Annotated in this window: 10 protein-coding genes; 4 read left to right on the top strand and 6 right to left on the bottom strand. The window is 62.1% G+C overall.

Annotated features, from left to right (window positions below):
• Positions 1 to 161: 161 nt before the first annotated feature.
• Positions 162 to 845, top strand: a complete 684-nt coding sequence (locus DQ405_RS05620) for a type 1 glutamine amidotransferase domain-containing protein (protein WP_168423287.1) — start codon at positions 162 to 164, stop codon at positions 843 to 845.
• Here the strand turns inward: DQ405_RS05620 and DQ405_RS05615 are convergent, their stop codons facing one another.
• The 3 genes from DQ405_RS05615 to phhA all read right to left on the bottom strand — a co-directional run bounded on the left by DQ405_RS05615 (position 846) and on the right by phhA (position 3382).
• On the bottom strand, positions 846 to 2042 hold the full coding sequence (locus tag DQ405_RS05615) for an aromatic amino acid transaminase (RefSeq protein WP_168423286.1): 1197 nt from the start codon (positions 2040 to 2042) through the stop codon (positions 846 to 848). It abuts the gene before it with no gap.
• Complete coding sequence (locus DQ405_RS05610) at positions 2039 to 2395, bottom strand: 4a-hydroxytetrahydrobiopterin dehydratase (RefSeq protein WP_045430164.1); 357 nt, start codon at positions 2393 to 2395, stop codon at positions 2039 to 2041. Before DQ405_RS05610 ends, DQ405_RS05615 begins: the two co-directional genes overlap by 4 nt.
• 201 nt (positions 2396 to 2596) lie before the next feature.
• Positions 2597 to 3382 carry a phenylalanine 4-monooxygenase gene (gene phhA, locus DQ405_RS05605; protein WP_168423285.1) on the bottom strand — a complete coding sequence of 262 codons (786 nt, stop codon included), beginning with the start codon at positions 3380 to 3382 and terminating at the stop codon, positions 2597 to 2599.
• A gap of 266 nt (positions 3383 to 3648) precedes the next feature.
• Between phhA and DQ405_RS05600 the strand changes: the two genes are divergently transcribed.
• Positions 3649 to 5205, top strand: coding sequence for a sigma-54-dependent transcriptional regulator (locus tag DQ405_RS05600; RefSeq protein WP_168423284.1), 1557 nt, complete (start codon positions 3649 to 3651; stop codon positions 5203 to 5205).
• A gap of 82 nt (positions 5206 to 5287) precedes the next feature.
• On the opposite strand, the gene DQ405_RS05595 is transcribed toward DQ405_RS05600, so the two are convergent.
• The 3 genes from DQ405_RS05595 to DQ405_RS05585 form a co-directional block, all read right to left on the bottom strand.
• Positions 5288 to 9457 carry a CheR family methyltransferase gene (locus tag DQ405_RS05595; protein WP_168423283.1) on the bottom strand — a complete coding sequence of 1390 codons (4170 nt, stop codon included), beginning with the start codon at positions 9455 to 9457 and terminating at the stop codon, positions 5288 to 5290.
• Positions 9458 to 9629: 172 nt separating this feature from the next.
• Entirely contained in the window at positions 9630 to 11006 is a 1377-nt protein-coding gene (locus tag DQ405_RS05590; RefSeq protein ID WP_168423282.1) for an L-serine ammonia-lyase, read from the bottom strand.
• A gap of 226 nt (positions 11007 to 11232) precedes the next feature.
• Positions 11233 to 12171, bottom strand: a complete 939-nt coding sequence (locus DQ405_RS05585) for an NAD(P)/FAD-dependent oxidoreductase (RefSeq protein ID WP_174824651.1) — start codon at positions 12169 to 12171, stop codon at positions 11233 to 11235.
• 355 nt (positions 12172 to 12526) lie between these two features.
• Here DQ405_RS05585 and DQ405_RS05580 point away from each other — a divergent pair, with 355 nt between their 5' ends.
• Together DQ405_RS05580 and DQ405_RS05575 are read left to right on the top strand one after the other, a co-directional pair.
• Positions 12527 to 13525 (top strand): TRAP transporter substrate-binding protein, encoded by a 999-nt coding sequence (locus DQ405_RS05580; RefSeq protein ID WP_168423281.1) that lies wholly within the window; start codon positions 12527 to 12529, stop codon positions 13523 to 13525.
• Between the two features lie 412 nt (positions 13526 to 13937).
• Positions 13938 to 15578, top strand: coding sequence for a BCCT family transporter (locus DQ405_RS05575; RefSeq protein ID WP_168423280.1), 1641 nt, complete (start codon positions 13938 to 13940; stop codon positions 15576 to 15578).
• Positions 15579 to 15611 lie beyond the last annotated feature (33 nt).

The following is a 15611-nucleotide window of genomic DNA, read 5'->3' as shown; positions in this document are numbered from 1 at the left end:
AAGCTGAATACTTCGCGGCCAAAGCTTGCCCATACGAAAAGCAGAGAGGCAGCGGGTGTCGCGGCTTTGGCTGCGGCCAATGCTATTGACCCATTCCCCACCCCCATGGTCGACATGAACCACGGCCCGCATTCGAAGGGCCTCGGATCACAGGAGACCCCATGAAAATCCTCATCGTGCTCACCTCTCACGACAAGCTCGGCAACACCGGCAAACCCACCGGTTTCTGGCTTGAGGAATTCGCTGCGCCTTATTACGTATTCAAGGACGCCGGCGCCGAGATCGTCCTGGCGTCACCCAAGGGCGGTCAGCCGCCGCTGGACCCCAAGAGCGACGAGGCCGATGCGCAAACCGCGGCGACCCAGCGTTTCAAGGACGATGCCGAAGGCAAGTCGCTGTTGGCCAACACCCGCACGCTGGACGACGTGTCCGCGGCGGACTTCGATGCGGTGTTCTATCCGGGTGGCCACGGCCCGATGTGGGACCTCTCCACCAGCCAGACATCGATCGCGTTGATCGAGTCCTTCATCAAAGCGGGCAAGCCGGTGGCGGCAGTCTGTCACGCGCCGGCGGCACTGGTCGGGGTTCGTGGCGAGGACGGGGAATATCTGGTCAAGGGCAAGCGCGTGACCGGTTTCACCAACACCGAGGAGGAAGCCGTGCAGCTCACCGAGGTGGTGCCCTTTCTGCTGGAGGATAAACTCAAGGCGCTTGGCGGTGAGTACAGCAAGGGGCCGGACTGGTCGTCCTACGTGCTGGTCGATGGCCTGCTGATCACCGGGCAGAATCCCGCATCGTCCGAAGAGGGCGCGCGGGAGCTGCTCAAACTGCTGAAGGCCGGCTGATCATCGCACGACCCGCGCGATAGCCTGGGCCAGCTGGTCCAGGCGTTCGGCATCCAGCCCGGCAATGTTGGCGCGGCCACTTTCCACCAGATACACGGCGTCCTCGGCTCGCAGGCGCAACACCTGCTCGGCGGTCAGGCCGGTGTAGGAAAACATGCCGCGTTGGCGCGCGATATGCGCGAAACGCTCGGCCAGTCCGTGCGGCGCGAGGGCTTCTACCAGCCCCTGGCGCAACCCAGCGATGCGCTCTCGCTTGGCCGCGACTTCCTGTTGCCAGAGCTGGCGCAGCTCACTGTTAGCCAGAATAGTTGCCACCACGGCGGCACCATGCGACGGCGGCGTCGACCAGAGGTTACGTGCCACCGAAGCGAACTGGCTGCGTACGTCGATTAGAGACTGGTTATCGCCGGTAACCGCGATCAGCGCACCGGTGCGCTCACGATAGAGCCCGAAGTTCTTTGAGCAGGAACTGGTGATCAGCACTTCCGGCAGCGCCTCGACGAACAGCCGCACAGCCCATGCGTCTTCGTCCAGGCCGTCGCCGAAGCCCTGGTAGGCGAAGTCGAACAATGGCAGCAGCTCACGCTTGCGGACGATGTCCAGCACTTGGCGCCAGTCGTCTTGGTCCAGGTCGTAACCGGTGGGGTTGTGGCAGCAGGCGTGCAGCAACACCACGTCGCCAGCCGGAATGTGCTCCAGCGCGGCGAGCATCGCCGGCACATCCAGCTGGTTCTGCGCGTTCACGTAGGGGTAGTGCTCGACCTTGAGCCGAGCTGCGGCGAACAGGGTTTCGTGGATTGGCCAGGTAGGGTCGCTGAGCCAGAGGCTGCGACCCGGCAGGCACTTGGCGATGAAGTCGCCAGCCAGCCGCAGTGCGCCGGTGCCGCCGGGTGTCTGGGTGCAGCCGGCACGACTTTCGATCAAGGCAGGCGAGTCTTCGCCGAGCACCAGGCGCAGCAACTGCTCACCGAACAGCGGGTCGCCATGCCCACCGATGTAGCTCTTGGTCGCTTCGCTGTCGATCAGCCGCTGCTCGGCCAGCTTGACCGCCTTGGGAATGGGTGTCAGGCCCAGCGCGTCCTTGTAGACGCCGACACCCAGATCGAGCTTGGCCGGGTTCGGATCGGCGCGGTAGGCGTCGAGTAGCCCCAGAATCGGATCGCCGGGGACCCGAGCGACATCGCTGAAATGCTTCACTTGCGGCCCTCAGCGGTTTTGGCGACCTCGTCGGTGCGCGCGGCCATGATGAAGTCGTTGCGATGCAGGCCCTTGATCGAGTGGCTCCACCAGGTGACGGTGACCTTGCCCCACTCGGTGAGCAGACCTGGATGGTGACCTTCGGCTTCGGCAATTTCGCCAACGGCATTGGTGAAGGCCAGGGCGTGGCGGAAGTTCTTGAACAGGAAAACTTTCTCCAGCTCCATGTGGCCATCGCGGGTTTCGATATTCCAGTCCGGGATCTGCTTGATCAGCTCGGCCAGTTCATCATCGGAGACCTTCGGTGCATCGGCGCGGCAGGCTTCGCAGTGGGCTTGGGTGAGAGCAGTCATGGTTTGGTCCTTGTGGTGAGGGTCATAAGAGTTAAGCAGCGTAGGGTGGACAACGCCGGAGGCTTGTCCACGCGTCGGGTTCGGTCCGCCACGTTGCGAAGAGGCCTCGTCGTGGTCGGTGGATGAGCCTTCGGCGTCATCCACCCTACGGATTGGTGGCGGCCGGACCAACGCGTGGAAAATGCTTCGCAGTTTTCTACCCTACGCCGCTTTTGGCGGAAACTTCGGCTGATGCAGGCCCAGCTGCATGGCCTTGCGCACGTGGGCCATGATGTCTTCGTGGGCCACATCGAACAGCCGTTTGAGTTCCGGTAGAACGAAGTACACCGGCTGCAGGATGTCGATGCGATACGGCGTGCGCATGGCTTCGACCACGTCGAATGTTTGGTGCTCGGGGGCGTCGGACAGGCTGTAGAGCGTTTCCTTCGGCGAGGAGAGGATGCCACCGCCATAGATGCGCCGGCCGGCGGCTGTATCCACAAGGCCGAACTCGATGGTCATCCAGTACAGCCGGGCCAGATAGACGCGTTCTTCCTTGCTCGCCTTAAGGCCAAGCTGGCCATAGGTGTGGGTGAATTCGGCGAACCAGGGGTTGGTCAGCAGCGGGCAGTGGCCGAAGATCTCATGGAAGATGTCCGGCTCCTGCAGGTAGTCCAGCTCTTCCGGGGTTCGGATGAAGGTGGCCACCGGAAAGCGTTTGCTCGCCAGCAGTTCAAAAAAGGTCTGGAAGGGAATCAAGGCGGGTACCCGTGCCACTTGCCAGCCAGTGGTGACTTGCAGCACTCGATTGATCTCGTCCAATTGAGGGATGCGATCACGGGGCAGGGCGAGCTGTTCGATGCCATCCAGGTACTCCTGGCAGGCGCGGCCGTCGAGCAGCTTCAGCTGGCGTTCGATGAGGGTCTGCCAGACAGCATGTTCGGCGTCCGGGTAGTGAATCCGGCCTTGCGCATCCGGTTCGCGGGCGACGTATTTCGTAGCTTTCATCTGACCTCCTGAGCGGGATGGCCGCGTGAGTCTTGTTGTTATGGATGCCTCATCTGATCGCGTTGAGTCCCGTATGACGAGCCGTGCGCGGCCGGTTTGCCGCAGTTCGCCCCGGTTGTCCGTAACGAAATGATTACGATGTGGCGCGATTGCATGAAAATCGCCTTGCTCGCCCTCATCACTGTCAAATAATCTTGACGAAAATCAACGGCGATCCGCAAAAAGTCCGACGCCGGTCATAACAACAAGCCCAAAGGCACCCTTCCATGCGTATCAAGATTCTTTGCCAGAACCGCATCGGCATTCTTCGGGACATGCTCGAGCTGCTGGTGGATTACGGCATCAACGTGGCGCGCGGCGAAGTCGGCGGCGAGCACGGCAATGCGGTCTACTTGCATTGCCCCAACCTGATGAACCTGCAGCTGCAGGCGCTGCGGCCAAAAATCGAGGCGTTGCAAGGCGTGTTCGAAGTGCGCAAGGTCGGGTTGATGCCCAGCGAACGACATTCGCTGGAACTTAATGCGCTGCTCGGCGCACTGGAATTTCCGGTGCTGTCCATCGACATGGCTGGCGCCATTGTTGCCGCCAACCGCGCGGCGGCGCAGCTGCTCGGCGTGCGGGTGGATGAGGTGCCGGGCATGAGCCTGTCGCGCTACGCCGAGGATTTCGACTTGCCGGAGCTGGTGCGGGCAAACAAGGCGCGTATCAACGGCCTGCGAGTGACCATCAAGGGCGATGTATTCCTCGCCGATATCGCCCCGCTGCAATCGGAGCACGACGACAGTGAGGCGCTGGCCGGCGCGGTCCTCACGTTGCATCGTGCCGACCGCGTCGGCGAGCGCATCTACAACGTGCGCAAGCAGGAGCTGCGCGGGTTCGACAGCATTTTCCAGAGCTCGAAGGTAATGGCCGCCGTGGTCCGTGAAGCCCGGCGCATGGCCCCGCTGGACGCGCCGCTGTTGATCGAAGGCGAGACCGGCACCGGCAAGGAGCTGCTCGCGCGTGCCTGCCATCTGTCCAGCCCGCGCGGGCAATCGCCGTTCATGGCGCTGAACTGCGCCGGCCTGCCGGAATCCATGGCCGAGACCGAGCTGTTCGGCTATGGCCCGGGCGCCTTCGAAGGCGCACGTCCCGAAGGCAAGCTCGGCCTGTTGGAGCTGACCTCGGGTGGCACGCTGTTTCTCGATGGCGTGGGCGAGATGAGCGCGCGGTTGCAGGCCAAGCTGGTCCGCTTTCTCCAGGACGGCTGCTTCCGTCGGGTCGGCAGCGACGAGGAGGTCTACCTGGACGTGCGGGTGATCTGCGCGACTCAGCTGGACCTGTCCGAACTCTGTGCCAAGGGAGAATTCCGCCAGGATCTTTATCACCGCCTCAACGTGCTGTCGCTGCATATTCCGCCACTTCGCGAGTGCCTGGATGGGCTGGAGCCATTGGCGCTGCACTTTCTCGATCAGGCCAGCCGGCAGATCGGTTGCGCCCTGCCGAGCCTGTCAGCGCAGGCGCTGGAACGGCTGGCCGCCTACCACTGGCCGGGCAATGTGCGGCAGCTGGAGAACACCCTGTTTCAGGCGGTTTCGCTGTGCGAGGCCGGGGTGATCAAACCGGAACACATACGCTTGCCGGACTACGGTACGCCAAAGCCACTGGGCGAGTTCTCCCTGGAGGGCGATCTGAATGGCATCGTCGGGCGCTTCGAGAAGGCGGTGCTGGAGGCGCTTTACCAGCGTCACCCGAGCAGCCGCCTGCTGGGCAAGCGCCTGGGCGTTTCACACACCACCATTGCCAACAAGCTGCGTGAGTATGGGATTGGCAAGGAGGGTTGAGGCTGCAAAATTGCGGCGCAATAAACGCCCCGGATCGCGAGCAAGCTCGCTCCTACGAAGAGCGAGCCGTGGCGTGCTGCATCTAATGCACCGCCTGGGTCACGGCGTCGATCAGCGCCTGCAGGTCGATCGGCTTGCGCAGATGCAGGGTAAAGCCTGCGGCCTTGGCAGTTTCCACGTCGCGCAGGGTCCCGTAACCGGTCAGGGCGATGCTCGGGGTCTCGGCATTGGTGGTGCCGCGGCGTATCTCGGTCATCATCTTGTGGCCGTCGATGACCGGCATACCGATATCGGAGACGATCACATCGAAGCGAGTGGTCTCGGCCTGCTCGATGCCCTGCGCACCGCCGCCTGCGGTGGTCACGATGGCACCTTCGCTTTCCAGCAATTCGCACATGGTGTCGAGGATGTCCGGTGAGTCGTCCACCAGCAGAATGCGGATGCCGGCCAGTCCGCCGGCCTCGCTGGCGTTGGCTAGCTCGCTGAGCTCCAGTTCGGTCTGCAAATGCATCGGCAGCCAGACACTGAAGCGCGCGCCTCGGCGAAGCCCTTCGGAGAACGCATCGATACGGCCACCGTGTGCCTCCACCAGCTGCTTGACCAGGGCGAGGCCGATCCCCAGGCCATGCTTGGAGCGCTGGGCGTGCTGCATTTCGGCTTGGCCGAACATGTCGAAGACCTTAGGCAGAAAATCGGCGGAAATCCCTTCGCCGGTATCGATCACGTCCAGCCGGGCCTGGTCACCATCGCGCTCGAGTTGCATGCAGATGCGCTCGCCGCCTTTGGTGAACTTCCAGGCGTTGTTCAGCAGGTTCCAGATGATCTGTTCGAGCCGCGTGGCATCGGCGTAGACAAAAATGGGCTGCTCTGGCTTGAACGTTTCGAAGCTAACGCCTTCGGCCCGGGCCAGTGGGCCGAACACTGCTTCGATACCCTTGAGCACGTCCTGGTACTGCAGCGTGGTGAAGTTGAGTTTGAGCTTGCCGGTACGGATGCGAGAGACGTCCATCAGATCGTCGATAATCCGCGACTGGCTGCGCACGGCGTTCTGGATCGCCTGGGTGGCCTTGCTCAGGCCTGGTGCGCTTTTGGCCGCCTGGGAGCGTGAGATCAGATCGGTGTTGAGCTGGATAAGATTGAGCGGGTGCTTGAGCTCATGGGAAAGCACCGCAAAGAACTGGTCTTTTTGCTGATTGGCTGCCTGGATGATTTCCAGCTCGCTTTGCTGATCGTTGCTACGCTGGCGATCCTCAGTCACGTCGCGGGCAATCTTGGCGAAACCTGTCACCTTTCCGGCCTGGTCCACCAGCGGATTGACCAGGCCACTGAAGAAGCACTGCGTGCCATCCCGGCGCATATGCCATCTTTCGTCGGCGGCCTGCCCCTGCTCCAATGCGCGTTTGCGCTCGGCTTCCGGCACTCCGTTCAGGCGGTCCGCCGCGGTGTAGATCATGTCGATGCACTGACCGATCATTTCTTGCTCGGTGTAGCCGAAGATGTGTTCGGCGCCAACGTTCCAGGTGGTGATGATGCCGTCGCAGTCCAGGGTGATGATGGCGTAGCCCTTGGTGCTCTGCGCCAATAGCTTCAAATGGGCCTCGCCGGCACGCACCCTCTCTTCGGCGCGGCGGCGGTCGGTGATGTCAATGAAGGTCAGGACCGCGCCCTGGATACGATCATCCAGCGTCCGATACGGCAGAAGTCGCGCGAGGTACCAACGCTCCCCATCACGGCTGCCGACCTCGCGCTCGACCAGATGGAGCGCTTCGAACGCCTCGATGGCGTCCGTGTGCAGCTGCGGATAATCGAGGCGATGGGTGATATCCAGCAGCGAACGTCCGGCGTCGTTGCCGATCACGTTGAAAATGTCGCGCACTCGAGGGGTGAACCACTTGATGCGCATCCTGCGATCGACGAAAAGCGTGGCGATGTCGGTCGAGGAGATCAGATTCTGCAGGTCGTCGTTGATTTTGCTCGTTTCATCGACCTTGGTCTTGAGCTCGAAGTTGACCGTGGTGAGCTCTTCGTTGATCGATTGCAGCTCTTCCTTGCTGGTCTCCAGCTCCTCAGTGGCCGAGCGCAGCTCTTCATTGATCGCCTGCAGCTCCTCGTTAGAGGCACGCAGCTCCTCGGTGGAGGTTTCCGAGTGCTCCATCGTCACTTGCAGCTGTTCCTTGGTCTGCTGCAGTTCGGCTTCCAGCTGGGTGAGTACGCTGTCTTTGGTATCAAATTTTGCTGGCGTGTTGCTGTCCATGGTGTCTTCGACTTCATCGAAGATTACGAGCATGTACTGGCCACCAGCTTCGTTATCGCGGAACGGTCGCACCACCATGTTCACGTAATAGTGCCGGCCGTCGCGCTCCAGCTGTACCCGCCGCGCCTCGATGCTTTTACCCGTGTGGGTGGCCTGGTAGAGCGCCGTGCGTAGCTCGAGGCGGAGTTGCGGATGGACCAGCGTCGTCAGGTTCAGCGATGGCTCGCCGCCGACATAGCGCAGGAAATTTCCGGCCCGGTCGGACATGTGTACGATCTCGGCTTCGTGATTGACGATCACGCTGGGCGGGGCGTACTGCTCAAGCGCCCGCTGATGCACATCAGCAAAGGAGAACTTCCGGTTGCGCCTGGGCGGTTCGCTGCGTGGCGCCGTGTTCAGCGGAGTAGCGTTGATTGGCTGGAATGGGCCTGCGGGCGTGCGGCGGAGATTGGAACCGACATTTTTCGCCCGGTAGATGCGGTTCTTCTTGTCCACCGGCTCGAACAGCTGACTGCAGGCATCCGCCGTTTCGGAGCTGCCTAGGAACAGGTAGCCGCCGGGGTTGAGCGCAAAGTGGAACATGCGCAGTACTTCGATCTGGATGTCCCGGTCGAGGTAGATCATCAGATTGCGGCACGAGATGAGATCGAGCCGGGAGAACGGCGGGTCTCGAAGGATGTTGTGACGCGCGAACAGGATGTGTTCACGCAGCTCCTTCTGCATGCGGTAGTGGCTCTGTTCTTTGACGAAGTATTGACGCAAGCGGGTGGGTGCGACATCAGTCACGATGGCTTCGGGATAGATCCCGGCGCGAGCGGCCTCCAGCGAGCGATCGTCGATATCGGTGGCGAATACTTGTAGATGGACTTCGGCGCCGGGCCCGCTGACGTGGGCTTGATCAGCAAAGAGTATGGCCAGCGAGTACGCCTCCTCTCCAGACGAGCATGCCGCGGACCAGATCCGCAGGGACTTGTCCTCGGAGTCTGCCTTCTGCTCGAACAGCGCCGGAACCACGTCGCGTTCCAGCGCCTCGAACGCTTCCCGATCGCGGAAAAAATTGGTCACGCCAATCAGCATGTCCGCCAGCAGTGCAGGGGTCTCCTCGGGACGTTCTTGCAGGTATCTCGAGTAGCTGGGCATGTCCCGCAGGGCGTTGACCTGCATCCGTCGCTCGATGCGGCGCAGTACGGTCGCGAGCTTATAGTGCCGGAAGTCATGGCCGGTGCGGGTGCGAAGCGACGCGAGTATCTCCTGCAGCGCCCGCTCGCTGGTTTTGGACTGGCTATGGGCCTGGGCGTGCTCGAACTCGCCTTGGTTCTCGCCTGCCTGCTCACTTTCGCCGGGCGAGGGGATCGGTTGCTGCTGCGCGAGCAGCGCTTTCAGATTGAGCGCCAGCTCCACCAGCCGCTGCGGCATCTCCGCCACCGGCAGTACGATATCGACCATTCCGGTTTCGATGGCGCTGAGCGGCATCGAATCATACTCGGCATCTTCCGGGCTCTGCGCCAGGGTGATGCCGCCTTGTTCCTTGATGCGCGAGAGCCCGACCGAGCCATCTGCACCGCTGCCAGAAAGCACAATGCCTACCGCGTGGGTATGGTGGACATCGGCCAGTGCGCGGAAGAACAGATCGATGGCCACCTGCGGCCCGCGTTCGCGGGTGGGTTTCATCAGGCGCAGATAGCCATCATTCATCGACAGATCCATCGCCGGCGGTATCACGTATACGTGGTTTTGCTCGATGGGCACCGGTTGGTTGACTTGCAGCACGCGCATCCGGGTAGCGTTCTGGAGGATCTTGTCCGCATTGCTTTCATGCTTGGGCGACAGATGCATGATGACCACGAAGGCCATGCCGCAATCGCTGGGCATCTGCTCGAAAAAGGTTATCAGCGCTTTCAGGCCACCCGCCGAGGCGCCGATGCCAACCACGGGATAATCCAGCGTGCTCCGGGCCAGACGGGTGTTCTTCGGCGTGGACGGCTCGGGGCTATTCATCGGTTCCTCGGCGTGGTGATCCGGCATTTTTATGTTGTGCTCTAGCGGCATTTGGAGAAGACAGCAGACCCGTAGCGCGAATTCCTTCCTCCGACGCCTGAGGTGCAGCGGATGATAAAGCGTGAGGGTGCCGATTGCCGCTATTTGCGTGAGCCGGCGAGCATGACACCTATCAGCACTCGATGATGTTGACCGCCAGTCCGCCTCGGGCAGTTTCCTTGTATTTGCTCTTCATGTCGGCGCCGGTCTGGCGCATGGTGCGGATGACCTTGTCCAGCGAGATGAAATGGCTGCCGTCGCCGCGCAATGCCATGCGTGCCGCGTTGATGGCTTTGACCGCACCCATGGCGTTGCGCTCGATGCAGGGCACCTGTACTAGCCCGCCAACCGGGTCGCAGGTCAATCCGAGGTTGTGCTCCATGCCGATTTCGGCGGCGTTCTCGACCTGGCTCGGCGTACCGCCGAGCACCTCGCACAGCGCCCCCGCACCCATCGAGCAGGCGACGCCGACCTCGCCCTGACAGCCTACCTCCGCGCCGGAAATGGATGCGTTCTCCTTGTACAGGATGCCGATCGCCGCCGCGGTGAGTAGAAAGCGCACCACGCCGTCCTCGTTGGCGCCACGGATGAAACGTGCGTAGTAATGCAGCAGTGCCGGGATGATTCCCGCTGCGCCATTGGTTGGCGCAGTCACCACCCGCCCGCCGGAAGCGTTTTCCTCATTCACGGCCAACGCGTACAGGTTGACCCAGTCCAGCACGTTGAGCGAGTCGCTCAGATTGGCTTCCGGGTGTTCGCTGAGTTGCCGGTACAGGCCGGCGGCGCGGCGCTGGACCTTAAGGCCGCCGGGCATCACCCCTTCGGTGCGGCAGCCGGCCTTGACGCAGTCCTGCATCACCCGCCAGATCTTCAGCAGGCCGGCGCGGGTATCGGCTTCCGGGCGCCAGACGGCCTCGTTGGCCAGCATCAGTTGACTGATGGACAGCCCGTGCTCGCCGCACAGCGAAAGCAGTTCGGCAGCGCTGTGAAAGGGATAGGGCAGCGGTGTGCGGTCTTCGACGATGCGATCGTTGCCAGCGGCCTGCTGGTCGACGACGAACCCGCCACCCACCGAGTAGTACTCGCGGCTGCGCAGTTGAAGCCCGGCCGCATCGAAGGCGCGGAAGATCATGCCGTTGGGGTGGAAGGCCAGCGGTTTGCGGATGAACTGCAGGTCGCTGCTCATATCGAAGCGAATGCTTTTTTCGGCCAGCAGGCGCAACTCGTGAGATTCACGCATCGCTGCCATGCGCTGTGGAATGGTCTCGGTATCGACCTCCTCGGGCAGCTCGCCTTCGAGCCCGAGCAACACGGCCTTGTCGCTGCCGTGGCCTTTGCCGGTGGCACCGAGGGAGCCGTACAGCTCGACTCTGAGATGCTCGCTGGCGTCCAGCAGATCGTCACTCCTTAGCCCTTCGGCGAAGCGCAACGCCGCGCGCATCGGGCCCACGGTGTGTGAGCTGGACGGTCCGATGCCGATCTTGAACAGGTCGAAAACGCTGAGTGACATGCGGTGCGCTCCAGGTGAATAGGCTTTGTATTCATCCTAGACCGCCGCAAACTTCTGAACGCTTTAAATGGAATGTTCGTCATGCCGCTTACCGCGTTTTGCGCGGCGGGACCGGTCAGCAGGTTCGGCAGAGCCGGGACTGCTTGCTTTTCACCGGGCGGCGCTTCGCCATGGTGCGTGTTGAAAGACTTGCCTAGGTGCTGGATGTGATCGAGCAGAGCGGCGCTCAGCGAGTCGCCGCCGAGCCGCCCCATGGGTTGGCTTCCAGGCTGTTGTGTACGCTGGTGGCTGCCTGTGCGGCCTGACCGATGGCAACGCTGATCTGTTTCAGCCCCAGAGTCACGTCGCCGATGGCATAAAGTCCGCGCACCGATGTCTGCAGATGATCGTCGACCCGTACACCGCCGCATTCATCGCATTCCGCGCCCAGCTGCAGAGCCAGTTCCGAGCGAAAGCGCGCGCCAAGGCTGGGGTAGATGATATCGAAGTGATGGCTGTCGCCGCTGTGGGTGATCAGCTCGATACCCGTTTCGCAGGGGCGCAGCGCTTCGACGCGGTCGCTGATCAGGCGGATATCGTAGTGTTCGGCCAATGCGATGGCTTGATCGCAGGCATCTTGCTCACCGTGTACCACCACCGTGACGCGGTCGCTGAAGGTGCGCAGGAACACCGCGTGGCTGATGGCGTTTTCCGCCTCGCCATAGACCGCGACGTTGTCGCCATCGACCTCATAGCCGTCGCAGATAGCACACAACCGCACCTTGCCTTCAGCGATCGCCTGCTCGACCTCCGGCATATCCGGCAGTGTGTCCTCGATGCCGGTGGCGAGGATGATTCGCCGGGTGACGCAGGTTCGATCGCCGTAGCTGACGCTGAACCCGTCCGCATGCGGCTCGATGTTTTCGACCCGGCCGTGTTCGATTCTGGCGCCGTAGCCGCTGGCCTGCTCGCGCAGGCGTACCAGCAGATCGTTGCCGTTGATCCCCGGGGGGAAGCCCGGATAATTGCGGGAGCGTGGAATCCACGAGGCTCGGCTGGAGCCGGCGTCTATCACCAGGCAGCTGCGGCGAAAGCGGGCCAGGTAGAGGGCAGCGGTCAGTCCGCCCGGACCGCCACCAACAATCAGACAGTCGATCAGGGTAGGTTGTGGTGAGTGTTGGTTCATGGCATCGGCAGTCGGCTTGTGGTTGCCAGTAGAAGCGGCCAATGGCGGGAAGTTCTGTTTGCCCGATCAATGCAATGTGCGGTTTTGAGAGCTGGTTGGACTTTCTCGCGCTTGTATCAGATGCGCCTATGACCAAGACTCTCGCCTTCGTGCGATACCGCTCTAGCATCGGTGTTTCACAAAGCTGCATTCCAATAAAGGCCAGCCGCCGGCGTTCCGTCGCCGTGATGAGCGGGCCATCCAACTTGACATGGATCCGCCGCGCAGCCGCGTGAGTCGAGACCTATCGCAATCGATAAACCGCCCGAACGGTGCTCACGAAGCGCCCGATTCGAGCTTTTCCCGTGGGGGGCAGATGTTCAAATCTTGTGTTGCTGCGCTAATCGCAGTCCTGTGTTGGTTGAGTACCCCGGCCGCAGCCGCCGAAGGGGAGCCCTTCGTCATCAAGTTCGCCCACGTGGTGGCCGATGACACGCCCAAGGGCAAGGGTGCCGTGTTGTTCCAGAAGCTGGTGCACGAGCGCCTGGCCGGCAAGGTAAAGGTCGAGGTCTACCCGAACTCGACATTGGTCGGCGATGCCGACGAGATGCAGGCGCTGCTGAACAACGAGGTCCAGATGCTGGCGCCGTCGCTGTCCAAGTTCGGCAAATACACCAGGAAGCTGCAGGTGTTCGACCTGCCATTCCTGTTCGACGATCAGGCCGCCGTTCAGCGCTTTCAGAAGCGCGAGACGAGCCGTGATCTGCTGCGCTCTATGGCCGATTCGGGTATCTATGGTCTGGCCTATTGGAACAACGGCCTGAAGCAGCTTTCCGCTACGCAGGCGTTGCGCTTGCCTGAGGACGCCGCTGGACTGGCATTCCGTATTCAGCCGTCCGCCGTGCTGGACGCGCAGTTCAATGCGGTTGGCGCAAAGCCGGTGGTGCTGCCCTTCGCCGATGTTTACAAGTCACTCAAGGCCGGTGTCGTCCAAGGCGCGGAAAACCCCTGGTCGAACATCGTCAGTCAGCAGATGCACACGGTTCAGCCCTTCATCACCGAGAGCAACCACGGCGTGCTCAACTATATGCTGGTGACCAACTCGAAGTTCTGGATGAGCATGCCATTCGCGGTGCGTTCAGAACTCGAAGGCATCGTTCTGGAAGTGACCCAGGCAGTGAACCGCGAAGCCGCGGCGCTGAATCAGCGCGATCGCGACCGGATCTTCGCCAGTGGCAGCAGCAAGCTGGTCACGCTTACGCCCGAGCAGCGTCAGGCCTGGCGCGAGAAGATGATGCCGGTGTGGAAATCCTATGAAGCGGAAATCGGTGCAGACGTAATCCGCGCCGCGCTGACGGTCAATCGCAAGCACTAAAGTGTTCAGTACACCGCTCGCCAGCCCACAGCTGGCGAGCTTGGCGCGCCGCGCCGCTTCAGTTCCTTCCTGCCAGCCATTCTCCCGCACTTGCCTTGTGCTGCTGTTCGTCGCGAGCGGCATTGTTGACGCTGCGTCCGCCACGATGGTCTTAGCGGCAAAGGCCGCTTCGCCACCCGCCGACCGATAGCGCCGAGTTGTTGCCACCCAGCGTCTGTACCCGTCACGGCACGAGCACGCCGATACATCACCTGCTAGGGAGACGGCAAGCCCCGTCCTCGGATATGACGGTTCTGGGATCGTCGATGCCGGTCTTGGTCGTTACGCACCGGACCCTGGCTGTTAGCATTATCGAGCAGAGTCCTTTGTACGTGTGTGTTGACGTGCCAACCAAGAATAAGGAGAACGGCAGATGGCAACTAATCCCGGACAAGACACGGCAGCGTCCGTGGAGAGTATCCCCGCGCCGACCGGAGCGGCCAATCTGATCGACACGGACTACGTCATCGGTCAGGACAACATCAAGAGCAGGTTCCTGGATATCCACAGCAAGGTGTTCAGCATTTCCGCGCTGACCATCGTCCTGTTCGTGATCCTCACACTGGCCCTGCGAAGCGAGGTCGAACCGCTGTTCACCGCCGTGCGCGACTGGCTGACCGGCAACCTGGCCTGGTTCTTCCTCGGTTCGGCGAACATTTTCGTCCTGCTGTGCCTGGGGCTGATTCTTTCTCCCCTGGGCAAGGTGCGCCTGGGCGGAAGGGAGGCGACTCCGGATTATTCCTACACGGGCTGGTTTTCCATGCTGTTCGCGGCCGGCATGGGCATTGGCCTGATGTTCTATGGCGTGGCTGAACCCATGTCGCATTTCTCCACTGCGATGGGCGGCACCACTGTAGAGAACGGTGTGCGTACCGACTGGGCCCCCCTGGGCGCCGCAGCCGGCGATGCCCAGGCGGCGGCCAGTCTGAGTATGGCCGCCACCATCTTCCATTGGGGCCTGCACCCTTGGGCGATCTACGCCATCGTGGCGCTGGCGCTGGCGCTGTTCTCCTTCAACAAGGGCTTGCCGCTGAGCATTCGCTCGATCTTCTACCCGCTGCTCGGTGAGCGGGTGTGGGGCTGGCCGGGCCATGTGATCGATATCCTGGCGGTATTCGCCACCCTGTTCGGTCTGGCCACTTCGCTGGGGCTGGGCGCCCAGCAGGCGGCGGCTGGCCTCAAGTTCCTGTTCGATATTCCTGACACCGACACCAGCAAGGTGCTGCTGGTTACCGGCATCACGCTGATCGCCCTGATGTCGGTACTGGCCGGATTGGACAAGGGGGTCAAGCGCCTGTCGGAAATCAACATGGTGCTGGCCCTGCTGTTGCTGTTGTTCATCATCATCGCGGGGCCTACGCTGGCGATCTTCACGGGATTCTTCAGTAACCTTGGCAGCTACCTGACGCACCTGCCGGCGCTGTCCAATCCGATCGGTCGCGCCGATGCCAACTTCAGCCAGGGCTGGACTGCCTTCTACTGGGCCTGGTGGATCAGCTGGTCACCGTTCGTCGGCATGTTTATCGCCCGGGTCAGCCGCGGCCGCACCGTGCGCGAATTCCTGATCTCCGTATTGCTGGTGCCATCGCTGGTCTCGGTGCTGTGGATGACCGCGTTCGGTGGCACGGCCCTGGGTCAGGTCGTCACCGATGGCTTCGCCGGGGTGCAGGATGCGGCGCTGGAATTGAAACTGTTCGCCATGCTCGGCGAGTTGCCGCTGACCCAGATCAGCTCCTTCATCGGCATCGTGCTGGTGGTGGTGTTCTTCGTCACCTCGTCGGATTCCGGCTCCCTGGTCATCGATACCATCACCGCTGGCGGCAAGGTCAATGCACCGGTGCCGCAGCGAGCCTTCTGGGCGATCCTCGAGGGTGTCGTGGCCGTCGCCTTGCTGCTCGGCGGTGGCCTGGTCGCGCTGCAGGCCATGGCGGTGTCTACCGGCCTGCCGTTCACCATCGTGCTGCTGGTGGGCTGCGTGTCCATCGTCAAGGGCTTGATGAGCGAGCCACGCTAGCTTGGCTTAGGCGTTTCTGCGGCGCAGGCCGAG

This window comes from Pseudomonas sp. SST3 (genome assembly GCF_003325755.1).
Note: the sequence above shows the minus strand (reverse complement) of the source record. Positions and strands in the feature narration are given on the sequence as shown.

Excerpts from the sequence above, each read along its gene's own strand:
- DQ405_RS05620 (WP_168423287.1), top strand. The coding sequence starts at position 162 with ATGAAAATCCTCATCGTGCTCACCTCTCACGACAAGCTCGGCAACACC.
- DQ405_RS05610 (WP_045430164.1), bottom strand. The coding sequence starts at position 2,395 with ATGACTGCTCTCACCCAAGCCCACTGCGAAGCCTGCCGCGCCGATGCA.
- phhA (WP_168423285.1), bottom strand. The coding sequence starts at position 3,382 with ATGAAAGCTACGAAATACGTCGCCCGCGAACCGGATGCGCAAGGCCGG.
- DQ405_RS05600 (WP_168423284.1), top strand. The coding sequence starts at position 3,649 with ATGCGTATCAAGATTCTTTGCCAGAACCGCATCGGCATTCTTCGGGAC.
- DQ405_RS05595 (WP_168423283.1), bottom strand. The coding sequence starts at position 9,457 with ATGAATAGCCCCGAGCCGTCCACGCCGAAGAACACCCGTCTGGCCCGG.
- DQ405_RS05590 (WP_168423282.1), bottom strand. The coding sequence starts at position 11,006 with ATGTCACTCAGCGTTTTCGACCTGTTCAAGATCGGCATCGGACCGTCC.
- DQ405_RS05585 (WP_174824651.1), bottom strand. The coding sequence starts at position 12,171 with ATGAACCAACACTCACCACAACCTACCCTGATCGACTGTCTGATTGTT.
- DQ405_RS05580 (WP_168423281.1), top strand. The coding sequence starts at position 12,527 with ATGTTCAAATCTTGTGTTGCTGCGCTAATCGCAGTCCTGTGTTGGTTG.
- DQ405_RS05575 (WP_168423280.1), top strand. The coding sequence starts at position 13,938 with ATGGCAACTAATCCCGGACAAGACACGGCAGCGTCCGTGGAGAGTATC.